Genomic DNA, 14,880 nt, shown 5'->3' with positions numbered 1-14,880 from the left:
AATGCTGCTCGGTCCGGTGGGAGCGAGCTTGCCTCGCGATGCGATTTGCCTGGAAAAACGCAATCGCGGGGCAAGCCCGCTCCCACCGATGCTATTTCGGGTTCCGTTTAGCGCGCTAGTGTGATATAAAATGCGCCGCTTTGCGGGGATAGCCCCGAGAGCTTAAACCCACACACGTGTCGACACGATGACCTGGGTGCCTTCGATCTACGGATCCTGGGTTGGTCATTGGGATACGTGGAGGCCCAACCCGACTTATCAAGGAACTATCATGTCCCAAGTCAACATGCGCGATATGCTGAAGGCCGGTGTGCACTTCGGTCACCAAACCCGTTACTGGAACCCGAAAATGGGTAAGTACATTTTCGGCGCGCGCAACAAGATTCACATCATCAACCTTGAAAAAACCCTGCCAATGTTCAATGACGCACTGACTTTCGTCGAGCGTCTGGCCCAGGGCAAAAACAAGATTCTGTTCGTCGGCACCAAGCGTTCCGCTGGCAAGATCGTTGCTGAAGAAGCAGCACGTTGCGGTTCGCCGTACGTCGATCACCGCTGGTTGGGCGGCATGCTGACCAACTACAAAACCATCCGTGCTTCGATCAAGCGTCTGCGCGACCTGGAAACCCAGGCCGAAGATGGCACCTTCGCCAAGCTGACCAAGAAAGAAGCCCTGATGCGCTCCCGTGATCTGGAAAAACTGGATCGCAGCCTGGGCGGCATCAAGGACATGGGCGGTCTGCCTGATGCCCTGTTCGTGATCGACGTTGACCACGAGCGCATCGCTATCACCGAAGCCAACAAGCTGGGCATCCCGGTCATCGGCGTTGTCGATACCAACAGCAGCCCAGAAGGCGTTGACTACATCATCCCAGGCAACGATGACGCCATCCGCGCTATCCAGCTGTACATGGGTTCGATGGCTGACGCGGTTATCCGTGGTCGCAACAACGTTGCTGGCGGCACCGAAGTTTACGCTGAAGAAGCAGCACCAGCTGCTGAGTAATTGACGCCTGGCGTCTACTCGGCACGCAAAAAGGGGGCTAGGCCCCCTTTTTGCCACCTTGAAATCCTCCTGTCAGCATCGCCGTTGCAAACTGCATGAGTGCTGGCACTGGATTTACAGATTTGAACGCCCGTCAAGTATCGGGTGGAATGGTTGAAAACCTATCCAAGAGGAATTTGAAATGGCAGAGATTACTGCAGCGCTGGTTAAAGAACTGCGCGAGCGTACCGGCGAAGGCATGATGGACTGCAAGAAAGCCTTGACCAAGGCTGGCGGCGACATCGAAAAAGCAATCGACGACATGCGTGCTTCGGGCGCCATCAAGGCCGCCAAGAAAGCTGGCAACGTTGCTGCTGAAGGCGCCATCGCCATCAAGGCTGACGACAAGTCCGCCGTCCTGCTGGAAGTGAACTCGCAGACCGACTTCCTGGCCCTGCAAGACGACTTCAAGAACTTCGTCGCTGAAAGCGTTGAACAGGCTTTCGCTGAAAAACTGACCGACGCCGCTCCGCTGATCGCTTCGCGCGAAGCAGCTCGTGAAGCGCTGGTTGCCAAGGTTGGTGAGAACGTCAACATCCGTCGCCTGGTGCGCGTTGAAGGTGACGTTGTCGGTACCTACCTGCACGGTAACAAGATCGGTGTTGCTGTTGTCCTGAAGGGCGGCGACGTCCAGCTGGCCAAAGAAATCGCCATGCACGTGGCTGCCAGCAACCCAGAGTTCCTGAATCCATCGGAAGTCTCGGCTGAAGCAATCGAGCGCGAGAAGGCTGTATTCATGCAGCTGAACGAAGAGAAGATGAAGGGCAAGCCTGAGAACATCGTCGCCAACATGATCGACGGTCGTATCAAGAAGTTCCTGGCCGAAGCCAGCCTGGTAGAGCAAGCGTTCGTCATGAACCCGGAAATCAAGGTCGGCGAACTGGCCAAGAAAGCCGGCGCTGAAATCGTTTCCTTCACCTACTTCAAAGTAGGCGAAGGCATCGAGAAGCCAGTTGACAACTTCGCTGAAGAAGTTGCCGCTCAGCTGGCTGCTGCCAAGCAATAAGACAGATTCACTCTGTCGCCCCGAAGAGGCTGCCCGCTCACGCGCGCAGCCTCTTTGTCAAAGCGGGGGCGGTTTACGAGACCGTTGCTCGCTGGCGCAGTAGCTGCGCCACACTAGAGTTACGCGCAGACTGACAGCAGTCCGCCAGATTTTTTACAAACGCCGCAGGAGAGATTCGCAATGGCTCAGCAGGGCAGTGGTTATCAAGCTCGCTATAAACGCATTCTACTCAAGCTTAGCGGCGAGGCCCTGATGGGCTCGGAAGAGTTCGGGATCGACCCAAAGGTCCTGGATCGCATGGCACTGGAAGTTGGCCAACTGGTCGGGATCGGTGTTCAGGTAGGCTTGGTGATCGGTGGTGGCAACCTGTTCCGTGGCGCGGCGCTCAGTGCAGCCGGCATGGATCGCGTCACTGGCGACCATATGGGTATGCTGGCTACGGTGATGAATGCCCTGGCCATGCGTGATGCGCTGGAGCGGGCAAACATTACCGCTATCGTCATGTCGGCCATCTCCATGGTGGGTGTGACCGATCACTATGATCGTCGCAAAGCCATGCGCCACCTGAACTCGAAAGAAGTTGTAATCTTCGCTGCCGGTACCGGCAACCCGTTCTTCACCACCGACTCCGCCGCCTGCCTGCGCGCCATCGAAATCGATGCCGATGTGGTATTGAAGGCAACCAAGGTCGATGGTGTATACACTGCAGATCCATTCAAAGACCCACATGCCGAGAAGTTCGATCATCTGACTTACGATGAAGTGCTGGATCGCAAGCTGGGCGTAATGGACCTGACGGCAATCTGCCTGTGCCGCGACCACAAGATGCCGTTGCGCGTCTTCAACATGAACAAGCCCGGCGCCCTGCTGAACATCGTGCATGGCGGCGCTGAAGGAACTCTGATCGAGGAAGTTCAAAAATGATCAACGAAATCAAGAAAGACGCCCAGGAACGCATGGTCAAGTCCCTGGAGTCGCTGCAGCACGCATTCAGCCGGATTCGTACCGGCCAGGCGCACCCAAGCGTTCTTGAAGGTGTAATGGTGCCGTATTACGGCGCTGACACCCCGATCAAGCAAGTCGCAAACATTACCGTTAAAGATGCCCGCACCCTGCAAGTTGTTGCCTTTGAGCGCAACATGCTTGGGGCTGTCGACAAGGCTATCGGTAGTGCGGGTCTGAATCTGAACCCTACCAACCTTGGGGAGCTGCTGCTGATCACCATGCCGGCGCTGACCGAAGAAACCCGTAAGGGTTTCACCAAGCAGGCGCGTGACGAGGCAGAAAATGCCCGTATCGCCGTGCGCAACATCCGTCGCGACGCACTGAGCCAGCTCAAAGATCTGGTCAAAGAGAAAGAAATCAGCGAAGACGATGAGCGTCGTGCCGCTGACGATGTACAGAAGCTGACCGACAAGTTCGTGGCTGAAATCGAAGTTGCGGTGAAGCAGAAAGAAAAGGACCTGATGGCCGTTTAAGGGCCGGGACTTTTTTTAATGGAAAAGACCAAACAGGGTGGGTCCCCATCGGTGCCGCGCCATGTCGCGATCATCATGGATGGGAATAATCGCTGGGCGAAGAAGCGCCTGCTGCCTGGTGTCGCCGGGCATAAGGCAGGCGTGGACGCGGTGCGCGCGGTCATCGAAGTGTGCGCCGAGGCCAAGGTCGAGGTCTTGACCCTGTTCGCCTTCTCCAGTGAGAACTGGCAGCGCCCGGCCGAAGAGGTCGGGGCGTTGATGGAGCTGTTCTTCTCGGCCTTGCGCCGGGAAGCCAAGCGCCTCAACGACAACAACATCAGTCTGCGCATTATCGGTGACCGCTCTCGCTTTCATCCTGAGTTGCAGGCCGCCATGCGCGAAGCAGAAGCGCTGACGGCTGGCAGCAACCGCTTCATCCTGCAGATCGCCGCCAACTACGGCGGCCAGTGGGATATCGCCCAGGCCGCCCAGCGCCTGGCGCGCGAGGTTCAGGCCGGTCACTTGCGTGCGGACGACATCACCCCCGAGCTGCTGCAGACCTGTCTGGCAACAGGCGATCTGCCGCTGCCTGATCTGTGTATCCGTACCGGTGGCGAGCACCGCATCAGCAACTTCCTGTTGTGGCAGCTGGCGTACGCCGAACTGTACTTCTCCGACCTGTTCTGGCCGGACTTCAAACACGAGGCCATGCGCACTGCGTTGGCCGATTACGCTTCGCGCCAGCGCCGCTTCGGGAAAACCAGCGAGCAGGTCGAAGCTGGAGCCCGTGCTTAATGCTTAAACAACGCATCATCACTGCGCTGATCCTGTTGCCGATCGCTCTGGGTGGATTCTTCTTGCTCGATGGTGGCGATTTCGCCCTGTTCATCGGCCTGGTAGTCACCCTGGGTGCCTGGGAGTGGGCGCGTCTGGCGGGCCTGGTGGCGCAAGCCGTGCGTGTTGCCTTCGCTGCTGTGGTCGCCGGGCTGCTGATGCTGCTCTATCTCATGCCGGAGCTGGCGCCTTGGGTGCTGGGAGCGTCGGTGTTGTGGTGGGGTGTGGCGACCTGGTTGGTGCTGACGTATCCGCGTACCAACGAACTCTGGTCCAGCGTAGCCTGCCGGTTGCTGATCGGCCTGCTGATCCTGTTGCCGGCCTGGCAAGGCCTGGTGCTGCTCAAGCACTGGCCTTTGGGTAATTGGCTGATCATGGCGGTCATGGTGCTGGTCTGGGCTGCGGACATTGGGGCGTACTTCTCCGGGCGTGCCTTTGGCAAGCGCAAGCTGGCGCCGCAAGTGAGCCCGGGCAAGAGCTGGGAAGGTGTCTATGGCGGCCTGGCGTTGAGCCTGGTGATTACCTTGGTGGTCGGTCTTGAACGCGACTGGAGTATCACTGAGCTGTTGCTGGGCCTGGTCGGTGCTGCCATCGTGGTGCTGGTGTCGGTGGTTGGTGACCTGACTGAAAGCATGTTCAAGCGCCGTTCCGGAATCAAGGACAGCAGTAACCTGCTGCCGGGTCACGGCGGCGTACTGGACCGCATCGACAGCCTGACCGCTGCCATTCCGCTGTTTGCCGTGCTGCTCTGGGCAGCCAATTGGGGCGTGATGTGAGTAGCGTGCAGCGTATTACCGTACTGGGTGCTACCGGCTCGATTGGCCTGAGTACCCTGGATGTCATCGCTCGTCATCCCGACCGCTACCAGGTGTTCGCTCTGAGTGGTTACTCGCGCTTGCCGGAGCTGCTCGCGCTGTGCCTGCGCCATGCCCCGGTGTTTGCTGTGGTGCCGTCGGCCGAGGCGGCGGGGCAACTGCGCGCAGGGTTGGCGGCAGCTGGCTCGGCTACTGAAGTGCTGGAAGGCGAAGCGGGCTTGTGCCAGGTGGCGGCAGCCCCTGAGGTTGACGCGGTGATGGCGGCGATTGTCGGCGCGGCAGGATTGCGTCCTACCCTGGCGGCGGTCGAGGCAGGCAAGAAAGTCCTGCTGGCCAACAAGGAGGCGCTGGTGATGTCCGGCGCCTTGTTCATGCAGGCCGTGCAGCGCAGCGGTGCGGTATTGCTGCCGATCGACAGCGAACACAACGCAATCTTCCAGTGCTTGCCTGGCGACTATGCCCGTGGCCTGTCCCAGGTCGGTGTGCGGCGCATCCTGTTGACCGCCTCCGGTGGGCCGTTTCGCGAAACACCGTTGGCCGAGCTGGCCGAGGTCAGCCCGGAGCAGGCCTGTGCCCATCCGAACTGGTCCATGGGGCGCAAGATCTCGGTCGACTCGGCCAGCATGATGAATAAAGGGCTCGAGCTGATTGAGGCGTGCTGGTTGTTCGACGCGCGCCCGAGCCAGGTCGAAGTGGTGGTGCACCCGCAGAGCGTGATTCACTCGCTGGTCGACTACGTCGATGGTTCGGTGCTGGCCCAGCTGGGCAACCCGGACATGCGCACACCGATTGCCAATGCCCTGGCCTGGCCGCAGCGGATTGATTCCGGTGTCGCGCCGCTGGATCTGTTCGCGATCGCGCGCCTGGATTTCCAGGCCCCCGATGAGCAGCGTTTCCCCTGTCTGCGCCTGGCGCGTGAGGCGGCCGAGGCAGGCAACAGTGCGCCGGCGATGCTCAATGCAGCCAATGAAGTGGCGGTGGAGGCATTTCTCCAGCGGCGGATCCGCTTCCCGCAGATCGCGAGTATGATCGAACGAGTACTCGACCAGGAGCCGGTCGTCGCGGTGCCGACGCTTGAGGCGGTGTTCGCCGCCGATCAGCGCGCCCGCCAGCTGGCCGGGCAGTGGTTGAACCATCACGGGCGCTGAGGCCGGGCGCCTGGCTGGGCTGAACGTCATTCGGAGAAAGATATGAGTGCGCTCTACATGATTATCGGCACCCTGGTGGCATTGGGTGTGCTGGTTACCTTTCACGAATTCGGTCACTTCTGGGTGGCCCGGCGTTGTGGCGTCAAGGTTCTGCGTTTTTCCGTCGGTTTCGGTATGCCGCTTCTGCGCTGGCACGACCGCCACGGTACCGAGTTCGTGGTGGCAGCCATCCCGCTGGGTGGCTACGTCAAGATGCTCGATGAGCGCGAAGGTGAAGTGCCGGTTGATCAGCTCGATCAGTCTTTCAATCGCAAGTCGGTGCGTCAGCGTATTGCGATCGTCGCCGCCGGGCCTGTGGCCAACTTTCTGCTGGCGATCCTGTTTTTCTGGGTGCTGGCAATGCTTGGCACCCAGCAGGAACGTCCGGTCATTGGTGGGGTCGAAGCGGGCAGTGTGGCAGAGGCCGCAGGCCTGAAAGCTGGTCAGGAAATTGTTTCTATTGATGGCAAGGCGACGACTGGCTGGTCTGCCGTCAATTTGCAGTTGATTCGTCGCCTGGGCGAAAGCGGTCAGTTGCATATCAATGTGCGCGAAGAGGGCGCAACAGTCGACAGTGCTCATGTGCTGACCCTGGACAACTGGCTCAGAGGGGCTGACGAACCCGATCCTATCCGCTCGTTGGGCTTGCGCCTGTGGCGCCCGGCATTGCCGCCGGTGTTGGCCGAGCTTGACCCCAAGGGCCCGGCCAAGGCAGCTGGTTTGCAAACCGGTGATCGCCTGCTGAGCCTTGATGGCAAGGCATTGAATGACTGGCAGCAGGTCGTTGATATCGTGCGTTCGCGCGCGGCTAGCAAGATCGTGCTGCAAGTCGAGCGCAATGGTACAACCCTGGATGTACCGGTTACCCTGGCCAGTCGTGGCGAGGGCAAGTCGGCCAGCGGTTATCTTGGAGCTGGCGTAAAGCCAGTGAAGTGGCCGGATGCCATGCTTCGGGAGGTCAGCTATGGGCCCTTGGAGGCCGTAGGCGAGGGGCTTTCACGGACCTGGAACATGAGCGTCCTGACCCTCGAATCGTTGAAGAAAATGCTGTTCGGCGAGCTCTCGGTAAAAAACTTGAGTGGACCGATAACCATTGCTAAAGTGGCGGGCGCTTCAGCCCAGTCAGGCGTTGGGGATTTCCTGAATTTCCTCGCCTACCTGAGCATTAGCCTGGGGGTTCTTAATTTGCTGCCCATTCCAGTACTGGATGGGGGGCATTTGCTGTTCTACCTGATCGAATGGGCGCGTGGTCGTCCGCTTTCGGATCGGGTGCAAGGTTGGGGGATCCAGATCGGTATCAGTTTGGTAGTCGGGGTGATGTTGCTTGCCCTGATAAACGATTTGGGTCGACTGTAAAGCTTCGCTCAATTGCGAACCTGCCGCGTCCCGCGGCGGGTCGTTTATTGCCAGTTGGAATAAGAAAGGACTTCATGAAACGTCTGCTGCTAACTGCGGTTCTCGCCGTACTGATGATCGCTGAAGTTCACGCCGAGTCCTTCACCATCTCCGATATTCGTGTCAATGGTCTGCAGCGGGTTTCCGCGGGCAGCGTTTTCGGTGCTTTGCCATTGAACGTCGGCGATGAGGCCGATGACCGTCGCCTGGTGGACTCCACCCGTGCACTGTTCAAGACCGGTTTCTTTCAGGATATCCAACTGGGCCGTGACGGCAACGTCCTGATCATTACCGTGGTCGAGCGTCCTTCGGTGTCCAGCATCGAGATCGAAGGCAACAAGGCCATCAGCACTGAAGACCTGATGAAAGGTCTGAAACAGTCTGGCCTGTCCGAAGGCGAGATCTTCCAGCGCGCCACCCTCGAGGGTGTGCGTAACGAACTGCAACGTCAGTACGTTGCCCAGGGTCGTTACTCGGCAGAGGTCGACACTGAAGTCGTGCCGCAGCCGCGCAACCGCGTCGGCCTGAAGATCAAGATCAACGAAGGCACCGTTGCTGCCATCCAGCACATCAACGTGGTCGGCAACACCGTCTTCCCTGAAGAAGACCTGGTTGGCCTGTTCGAGCTGAAGACCACCAACTGGCTGTCGTTCTTCAAGAACGATGACAAGTACGCCCGTGAAAAACTCTCCGGTGACCTGGAGCGTCTGCGTTCCTACTACCTGGACCGCGGCTACATCAACATGGACATCGCTTCCACCCAGGTGTCGATCACCCCGGATAAGAAGCACGTCTACATCACTGTCAACGTCAACGAAGGCGAGAAGTACACCGTTCGTGACGTGAAACTCTCCGGCGACCTCAAGGTGCCGGAAGAGCAGGTCAAGTCGCTGATGCTGGTGCAGCCGGGCCAGGTGTTCTCGCGTAAAGTGATGACCACTACCTCCGAGCTGATCACCCGTCGTCTGGGCAACGAAGGCTACACCTTCGCCAACGTCAACGGCGTGCCACAACCAAACGACCAGGATCACACCGTCGACATCACCTTCGTGGTCGATCCGGGCAAGCGTGCCTACGTCAACCGTATCAACTTCCGTGGCAACACCAAGTCCGAAGACGAAGTGCTGCGTCGTGAAATGCGTCAGATGGAAGGTGGCTGGGCTTCGACCTACCTGATCGACCAGTCCAAGACCCGCCTCGAGCGCCTGGGCTTCTTCAAGGAAGTCAACGTCGAGACCCCGGCCGTTCCGGGCACTGATGATCAGGTCGACGTCAACTACAGCGTTGAAGAACAAGCGTCCGGATCGATCACCGCCAGCGTCGGTTTCGCCCAGAGCGCCGGTCTGATCCTCGGTGGTTCGATCAGCCAGACCAACTTCCTCGGTACCGGTAACAAGGTTTCCATCGGTCTGACCCGCAGTGAATACCAGAGCCGCTACAACTTCGGCTTTGTTGACCCCTACTGGACTGCCGATGGCGTCAGCCTGGGTTACAACGCCTTCTATCGCACCACTGACTACGACGACCTCGACGTCGACGTTGCCAGCTATGCGGTGGATAGCCTCGGTGCGGGCGTCAGCGTCGGCTACCCGATCAGCGAAACTTCGCGCCTGACCTTCGGCCTGACCGTACAGCAGGATGAGATCAAGACCGGTAAGTACACCGTTGACGAGATCTTCGACTTCGTCAATGAAGAGGGTGACAAGTACCTGAACTTCAAGGCTTCGGCCGGCTGGTCCGAGTCGACCCTGAACAAGGGCGTACTGGCCACCCGTGGTCACTCCCAGAGCCTGGTGCTCGAGGCGACCACGCCAGGCAGCGACCTGTCGTTCTTCAAGCTCGACTACCGTGGCCAGCTGTTCAAGCCAATCACTAACAACTACACCCTGCGTCTGCACACTGAGCTGGGCTATGGTGATGGATTCGGTGGCACTTCGGGCCTGCCGTTCTACGAGAACTACTACGCCGGTGGTTTCAACTCGGTTCGTGGCTTCAAGGACAGCAGCCTGGGCCCACGCAGTACCCCGAGCGACGGCCACAACCCGGGCACCATCGCCGACCCGGACCAGGATCCACTGCCATTCGGTGGTAACGTCCTCGTCCAGGGTGGTGTAGAACTGTTGTTCCCGCTGCCGTTCGTCAAGGACCAGCGCTCGCTGCGTACCTCGGTATTCTGGGATGTGGGTAACGTGTTCGATACCAACTGCGGCTCCCAGCCGGATTGCGAGAAGGTTGGCCTGTCGGGCCTGGCCAGCTCCGTCGGTCTGGGCGTGACCTGGATTACCGCGCTCGGTCCGTTGAGCTTCAGCCTGGCAATGCCGGTGAAGAAGCCGGACGAAGCCGATACCCAGGTGTTCCAATTCTCTCTGGGTCAGACCTTCTAAGGTCTGCCCCCTGCTAACGACAACGGATTCTGTAGGAGTGCATCGTGCGTAAGTTGACCCAACTGGCAGTACTGGCTGCGGCCCTGGTCGCAACCCCGGCTTTCGCCGAAATGAAAATTGCCGTTCTGAACTATCAGATGGCCCTGCTTGAGTCGGATGCGGCGAAGAAATACGCCGTCGATGCCGAGAAGAAGTTCGGCCCGCAGCTGACCAAGCTGAAAAACCTGGAAAGCAGCGCCAAGGGCATTGCCGACCGTATTCGTGCCGGTGGCGACAAGATGGCCCAGCCAGAGCGTGAGCGTCTGGAGCTTGAATACAAGCAGAAAGCCCGTGACTTCCAGTTCCAGTCCAAGGAACTGAATGAGTCCAAGGCCGTGGCCGACCGTGAAATGCTCAAGCAACTGAAGCCGAAGCTTGATGGCGCGGTTGAAGAAGTGATCAAGAAGGGCGGTTTTGATCTGGTGCTCGAGCGTGGCGCGGTGATTGATGTCAAACCTCAGTACGACATCACTCGCCAAGTCATCGAGCGCATGAACCAGTCCCGTTGAACATGACTGTGACCATGAAACTCGGCCAGTTGGCCGAGTTCCTCGGCGCCACCCTGAGTGGCCCCGAGGAGCTGGAAATCTCTGGCCTGGCAACCCTTCAGGAAGCCGGGCCGGGGCAGTTGAGCTTTCTCGCCAATCCGCAGTACCGCAAGTACCTCGGTGACAGCCAGGCAGCTGCGATCCTGCTCAAGCCTGCCGATGCCGAAGGCTTCGCCGGCAATGCCCTGATCGTCCCCGATCCGTACCTCGCCTATGCGCGCATCTCCCACCTGTTCGATCCAAAGCCCAGGGCTGTAGCGGGAATTCATCCCAGCGCCGTGGTTGCCGCCGATGCTCAGGTCGATGCCAGCGCCAGTGTCGGTGCCTGTGCGGTGATCGAGAGCGGTGCGCAGATCGGCCCGGGTGTGAGCATTGGTGCACAGTGCTTCATCGGTGCCCGTTGCGTGATCGGTGAGGGCGGTTGGCTGGCCCCGCGGGTGACCCTGTACCACGACGTGCGCATCGGTAAGCGTGTGGTCATTCAGTCTGGTGCCGTTATCGGTGGTGAGGGCTTCGGCTTTGCCAACGAAAAGGGTGTCTGGCAGAAGATCGCGCAGATCGGTGGTGTCAGCATTGGCGACGATGTCGAAATCGGTGTGAACACCGCGGTTGACCGTGGCGCCCTGGCAGACACGCGGATCGGCAATGGGGTCAAGCTCGACAACCAGATCCAGATCGCCCATAACGTACAGATTGGTGATCACACGGCGATGGCGGCCTGCGTCGGCATTTCCGGCAGTACCAAAATCGGCAAGCATTGCACCATCGCCGGCGGTGTCGGCATGGTGGGGCATATCGATGTCTGCGACGGCGTTTTCGTATCCGGCATGACCATGGTCACACGTTCGATCACCGAACCTGGGGCTTATTCTTCCGGTACGGCGATGCAGCCGCTGGGCGAGTGGCGTAAAAGTGCCGCACGGATTCGCCAGCTCGACGAGATGGCGAAACGCCTTCAACAGTTGGAAAAGCGTGTCGAGGTCGTGACCTCAGGCAGCCAGCCTTCATCAGAAGGCTGATACCATTTCCTGATCGAGAGTGAATAGCCACAGGCTGACTCTTTGATTTGCAAAAGGAGCGCCTGGCAAAAGCGGGCGCTCCCTATCTTTACTACAGGCTTCCCCCCGAAATGATGGACATCAACGAGATTCGCGAATACCTGCCTCACCGTTACCCGTTCCTGTTGGTGGACCGGGTAGTGGACCTGGACGTCGAGGCCCAGCGCATTCGTGCCTACAAGAATGTCAGCATCAACGAACCGTTCTTCAATGGTCACTTCCCGGCGCACCCGATCATGCCGGGCGTGCTGATCATCGAAGCCATGGCCCAGGCGGCCGGTATCCTTGGCTTCAAGATGCTCGACGTGAAACCTGCGGACGGTACGCTGTACTATTTCGTCGGTTCCGACAAACTGCGCTTCCGTCAGCCGGTGCTGCCGGGTGACCAGCTGATCCTCGAAGCCAAGTTCATCAGCTGCAAGCGTCAGATCTGGAAGTTCGAATGCCAGGCGTCGGTCGACGGCAAGCCAGTGTGCTCGGCCGAGATCATCTGCGCGGAACGTAAACTATGAGTTTGATTGACCCTCGGGCAATCATCGATCCCTCGGCGAAGATCGCTGACGGCGTCGAGGTTGGCCCTTGGTCTATCGTCGGTGCCGGGGTCGAGATCGGCGAGGGGACCGTTATCGGTCCGCATGTGATCCTCAAGGGGCCGACCCGTATCGGTCGGCACAACCGCATCTACCAGTTCTCTTCTGTAGGTGAAGACACCCCTGACCTCAAGTACAAGGGTGAGCCTACACGCCTGGTAATCGGTGATCACAATGTCATCCGTGAAGGCGTGACCATCCACCGTGGCACCGTGCAGGACCGCTCGGAAACCACGCTGGGCGATCACAACCTGATCATGGCCTATGCCCACATCGGTCACGACAGCGTCATCGGCAACCACTGCATCCTGGTCAACAATACTGCGCTGGCCGGGCATGTTCATGTGGATGACTGGGCGATCCTTTCCGGATTCACCCTGGTGCATCAGTTCTGCCATATCGGCGCCCACAGCTTTTCCGGCATGGGCACCGCGATCGGCAAGGATGTACCGGCATACGTGACGGTATTCGGTAACCCGGCCGAGGCGCGCAGCATGAACTTCGAGGGCATGCGCCGTCGGGGCTTCAGTGAAGATGCCATTCACGCCCTGCGTCGTGCCTACAAGGTGGTTTATCGTCAGGGGCTGACGGTCGAGCAGGCCATCGCCGAACTGGCCGAACCTGCCGCGCAATTTCCTGAAGTCGACGTGTTCCTCAAGTCGATCCAGAACTCCACCCGCGGCATCACCCGCTGATCATGGCTGAGCTCTGTGTAGCGCTGGTGGCGGGTGAAGCCAGCGGCGATATCCTTGGCGCCGGCTTGATGCGGGCGCTCAAGGCACGCCACCCGCAAGTACGTTTCATCGGGGTTGGCGGGCCGCTGATGCAGGCTGAGGGCCTGGTGTCCTACTTCCCCATGGAACGCCTGGCGGTCATGGGCCTGGTCGAGGTGCTGGGTCGCCTGCGTGAGCTGCTCAAGCGGCGCAAGGCTCTGATCCAGACCTTGATCGAAGAACGCCCGGACGTGTTCATCGGTATCGATGCGCCTGACTTCACCCTCAATATCGAACTGAACCTGCGCAAGGCCGGGATCAAGACCGTGCATTACGTCAGCCCCTCGGTCTGGGCCTGGCGGCAGAAGCGTGTGCTGAAGATTCGCGAAGGGTGCGACCTGATGCTGACGCTGTTTCCCTTCGAGGCCAAGTTCTACGAAGAGAAGGGTGTGCCGGTGCGTTTCGTCGGTCACCCGCTGGCTGACAGTATTCCTCTCGAAGCTGATCGTCGTGCTGCCCGTGAACAACTGGGGCTTAGCGAAGGGCCGCTGGTGGCCTTGATGCCCGGTAGTCGTGGCGGTGAAGTCGGGCGACTGGGTGCGTTGTTTCTCGATACCGCTCAGCGTTTGCGTGAGCTGGTGCCGGGTGTGCGCTTCGTGTCGCCGTGTGCCAATACCGAGCGCCGTGCCCAGCTGGAGCAGATGCTGCAGGGGCGCGACCTGCCGCTGACCCTGCTCGACGGTCGTTCGCACCAGGCCCTGGCGGCCTGTGATGCGGTGTTGATCGCCTCGGGTACCGCCACCCTGGAAGCGCTGTTGTTCAAGCGCCCGATGGTGGTTGCCTACCGTTTGGCACCGCTGACTTACTGGATTCTCAAACGACTGGTCAAAAGCCCCTACGTTTCCCTGCCCAACCTGCTGGCCCAGCGCATGCTGGTGCCTGAGTTGCTGCAGGAAGCCGCCACCCCCGAAGCCCTGGCCCAGACTCTGGCGCCGCTGGTTGAGGGTGGTGCACAGCAGACTGAAGGCTTTGACCAGATTCACCGTACCCTGCGCCGCGATGCCTCGAACCAGGCAGCCGAAGCGGTGCTGGCCCTGCTGGAAACCCGATAGATGCAAATGGGACTGGACTTCAACCTGGTCGAGGACCTGGTCGCCGGCGTCGACGAAGTCGGCCGCGGCCCGCTGTGCGGCGCGGTAGTGACGGCGGCGGTGATTCTCGATCCGCAGCGGCCGATTCTCGGTCTGAACGATTCGAAGAAGCTCACCGAGGCACGTCGCGAAAAGCTGTTTGATGAAATCTGCGAGAAAGCCCTGAGCTTCTGCATCGCCCGCGCCGAAGTCGAGGAAATCGACGAGCTGAATATCCTGCATGCCACCATGCTGGCCATGCAGCGCGCGGTCGAAGGGCTGAGCGTCACGCCGAAACTGGCGCTGATCGACGGCAACCGCTGCCCCAAGCTGTCAGTGCCGGCGGCACCGGTGGTCAAGGGTGACAGCCAGGTGCCGGCGATCGCTGCCGCTTCGATTCTGGCCAAGGTTACCCGCGACCGGGAAATGGCCGCTTTCGAGCTGATGTATCCGGGATATGGCATTGGCGGACACAAGGGCTATCCGACGCCGGTGCACCTTGAAGCCCTGGCGCGGCTCGGGCCGACGCCGATTCACCGGCGCTCCTTCGCACCGGTTCGTGCCGCTTATGAAGCCCGTGATGCGCTGACCAGCGGGTTTGCCGAAGTCTAAAACCGGCAACACTGTTTCTTCCGGTGGGAGCGGGCTTGACCCGCGATGGCTTCGCCAACCACATCGC

At 59.8% G+C, this 14,880-nt stretch carries 15 protein-coding genes; all 15 read left to right on the top strand.

All coding sequences use genetic code 11. From position 1 onward, the window contains the following. The first annotated feature begins 271 nt into the window (after window positions 1-271). The 15 genes from rpsB to rnhB all read left to right on the top strand — a co-directional run bounded on the left by rpsB (window position 272) and on the right by rnhB (window position 14,813). Entirely contained in the window at window positions 272-1,006 is a 735-nt protein-coding gene (rpsB, locus tag PSAKL28_RS20635) for a 30S ribosomal protein S2 (RefSeq protein WP_038614011.1), read from the top strand. Window positions 1,007-1,187: 181 nt separating this feature from the next. Further along, window positions 1,188-2,051, top strand: coding sequence for a translation elongation factor Ts (gene tsf / locus PSAKL28_RS20630; protein WP_038614008.1), 864 nt, complete (start codon window positions 1,188-1,190; stop codon window positions 2,049-2,051). Between the two features lie 180 nt (window positions 2,052-2,231). Beyond that, window positions 2,232-2,975, top strand: coding sequence for a UMP kinase (gene pyrH, locus PSAKL28_RS20625; RefSeq protein WP_038614006.1), 744 nt, complete (start codon window positions 2,232-2,234; stop codon window positions 2,973-2,975). Continuing rightward, the gene (gene frr / locus PSAKL28_RS20620) at window positions 2,972-3,529 is read left to right on the top strand and encodes a ribosome recycling factor (RefSeq protein WP_038614004.1); all 558 of its coding nucleotides are present in this window, start codon (window positions 2,972-2,974) and stop codon (window positions 3,527-3,529) included. Before pyrH ends, frr begins: the two co-directional genes overlap by 4 nt. An 18-nt stretch (window positions 3,530-3,547) precedes the next feature. Continuing rightward, window positions 3,548-4,303, top strand: coding sequence for a polyprenyl diphosphate synthase (gene uppS, locus PSAKL28_RS20615; RefSeq protein WP_038614002.1), 756 nt, complete (start codon window positions 3,548-3,550; stop codon window positions 4,301-4,303). Then, window positions 4,303-5,118 carry a phosphatidate cytidylyltransferase gene (locus PSAKL28_RS20610; protein ID WP_038614000.1) on the top strand — a complete coding sequence of 272 codons (816 nt, stop codon included), beginning with the start codon at window positions 4,303-4,305 and terminating at the stop codon, window positions 5,116-5,118. The genes uppS and PSAKL28_RS20610 overlap by 1 nt, the downstream gene beginning before the upstream one ends. Further along, window positions 5,115-6,305, top strand: coding sequence for a 1-deoxy-D-xylulose-5-phosphate reductoisomerase (gene ispC, locus PSAKL28_RS20605; RefSeq protein WP_038613997.1), 1,191 nt, complete (start codon window positions 5,115-5,117; stop codon window positions 6,303-6,305). Before PSAKL28_RS20610 ends, ispC begins: the two co-directional genes overlap by 4 nt. A gap of 42 nt (window positions 6,306-6,347) precedes the next feature. Next, the gene (gene rseP, locus PSAKL28_RS20600) at window positions 6,348-7,700 is read left to right on the top strand and encodes an RIP metalloprotease RseP (protein WP_038613994.1); all 1,353 of its coding nucleotides are present in this window, start codon (window positions 6,348-6,350) and stop codon (window positions 7,698-7,700) included. Between the two features lie 74 nt (window positions 7,701-7,774). Then, window positions 7,775-10,123, top strand: a complete 2,349-nt coding sequence (gene bamA / locus PSAKL28_RS20595) for an outer membrane protein assembly factor BamA (protein ID WP_038613992.1) — start codon at window positions 7,775-7,777, stop codon at window positions 10,121-10,123. A gap of 44 nt (window positions 10,124-10,167) precedes the next feature. After that, entirely contained in the window at window positions 10,168-10,671 is a 504-nt protein-coding gene (locus tag PSAKL28_RS20590; protein WP_010224837.1) for an OmpH/Skp family outer membrane protein, read from the top strand. 2 nt (window positions 10,672-10,673) lie between these two features. Then, complete coding sequence (lpxD, locus tag PSAKL28_RS20585; RefSeq protein ID WP_038613988.1) at window positions 10,674-11,729, top strand: UDP-3-O-(3-hydroxymyristoyl)glucosamine N-acyltransferase; 1,056 nt, start codon at window positions 10,674-10,676, stop codon at window positions 11,727-11,729. 110 nt (window positions 11,730-11,839) lie between these two features. Beyond that, on the top strand, window positions 11,840-12,280 hold the full coding sequence (fabZ, locus tag PSAKL28_RS20580; RefSeq protein ID WP_038613986.1) for a 3-hydroxyacyl-ACP dehydratase FabZ: 441 nt from the start codon (window positions 11,840-11,842) through the stop codon (window positions 12,278-12,280). Continuing rightward, window positions 12,277-13,053 (top strand): acyl-ACP--UDP-N-acetylglucosamine O-acyltransferase, encoded by a 777-nt coding sequence (gene lpxA, locus PSAKL28_RS20575; RefSeq protein ID WP_038613984.1) that lies wholly within the window; start codon window positions 12,277-12,279, stop codon window positions 13,051-13,053. The genes fabZ and lpxA overlap by 4 nt, the downstream gene beginning before the upstream one ends. Window positions 13,054-13,055: 2 nt before the next feature. After that, window positions 13,056-14,183: a lipid-A-disaccharide synthase gene (gene lpxB, locus PSAKL28_RS20570; RefSeq protein WP_038613982.1), complete on the top strand. Its 1,128-nt coding sequence runs from the start codon at window positions 13,056-13,058 to the stop codon at window positions 14,181-14,183. Beyond that, window positions 14,184-14,813 (top strand): ribonuclease HII, encoded by a 630-nt coding sequence (gene rnhB, locus PSAKL28_RS20565; RefSeq protein ID WP_038613980.1) that lies wholly within the window; start codon window positions 14,184-14,186, stop codon window positions 14,811-14,813. It abuts the gene before it with no gap. The last annotated feature ends 67 nt before the right edge of the window (window positions 14,814-14,880 follow it).

The organism is Pseudomonas alkylphenolica, assembly GCF_000746525.1.
GTDB lineage: Bacteria > Pseudomonadota > Gammaproteobacteria > Pseudomonadales > Pseudomonadaceae > Aquipseudomonas > Aquipseudomonas alkylphenolica.
Note: the sequence above shows the minus strand (reverse complement) of the source record. Positions and strands in the feature narration are given on the sequence as shown.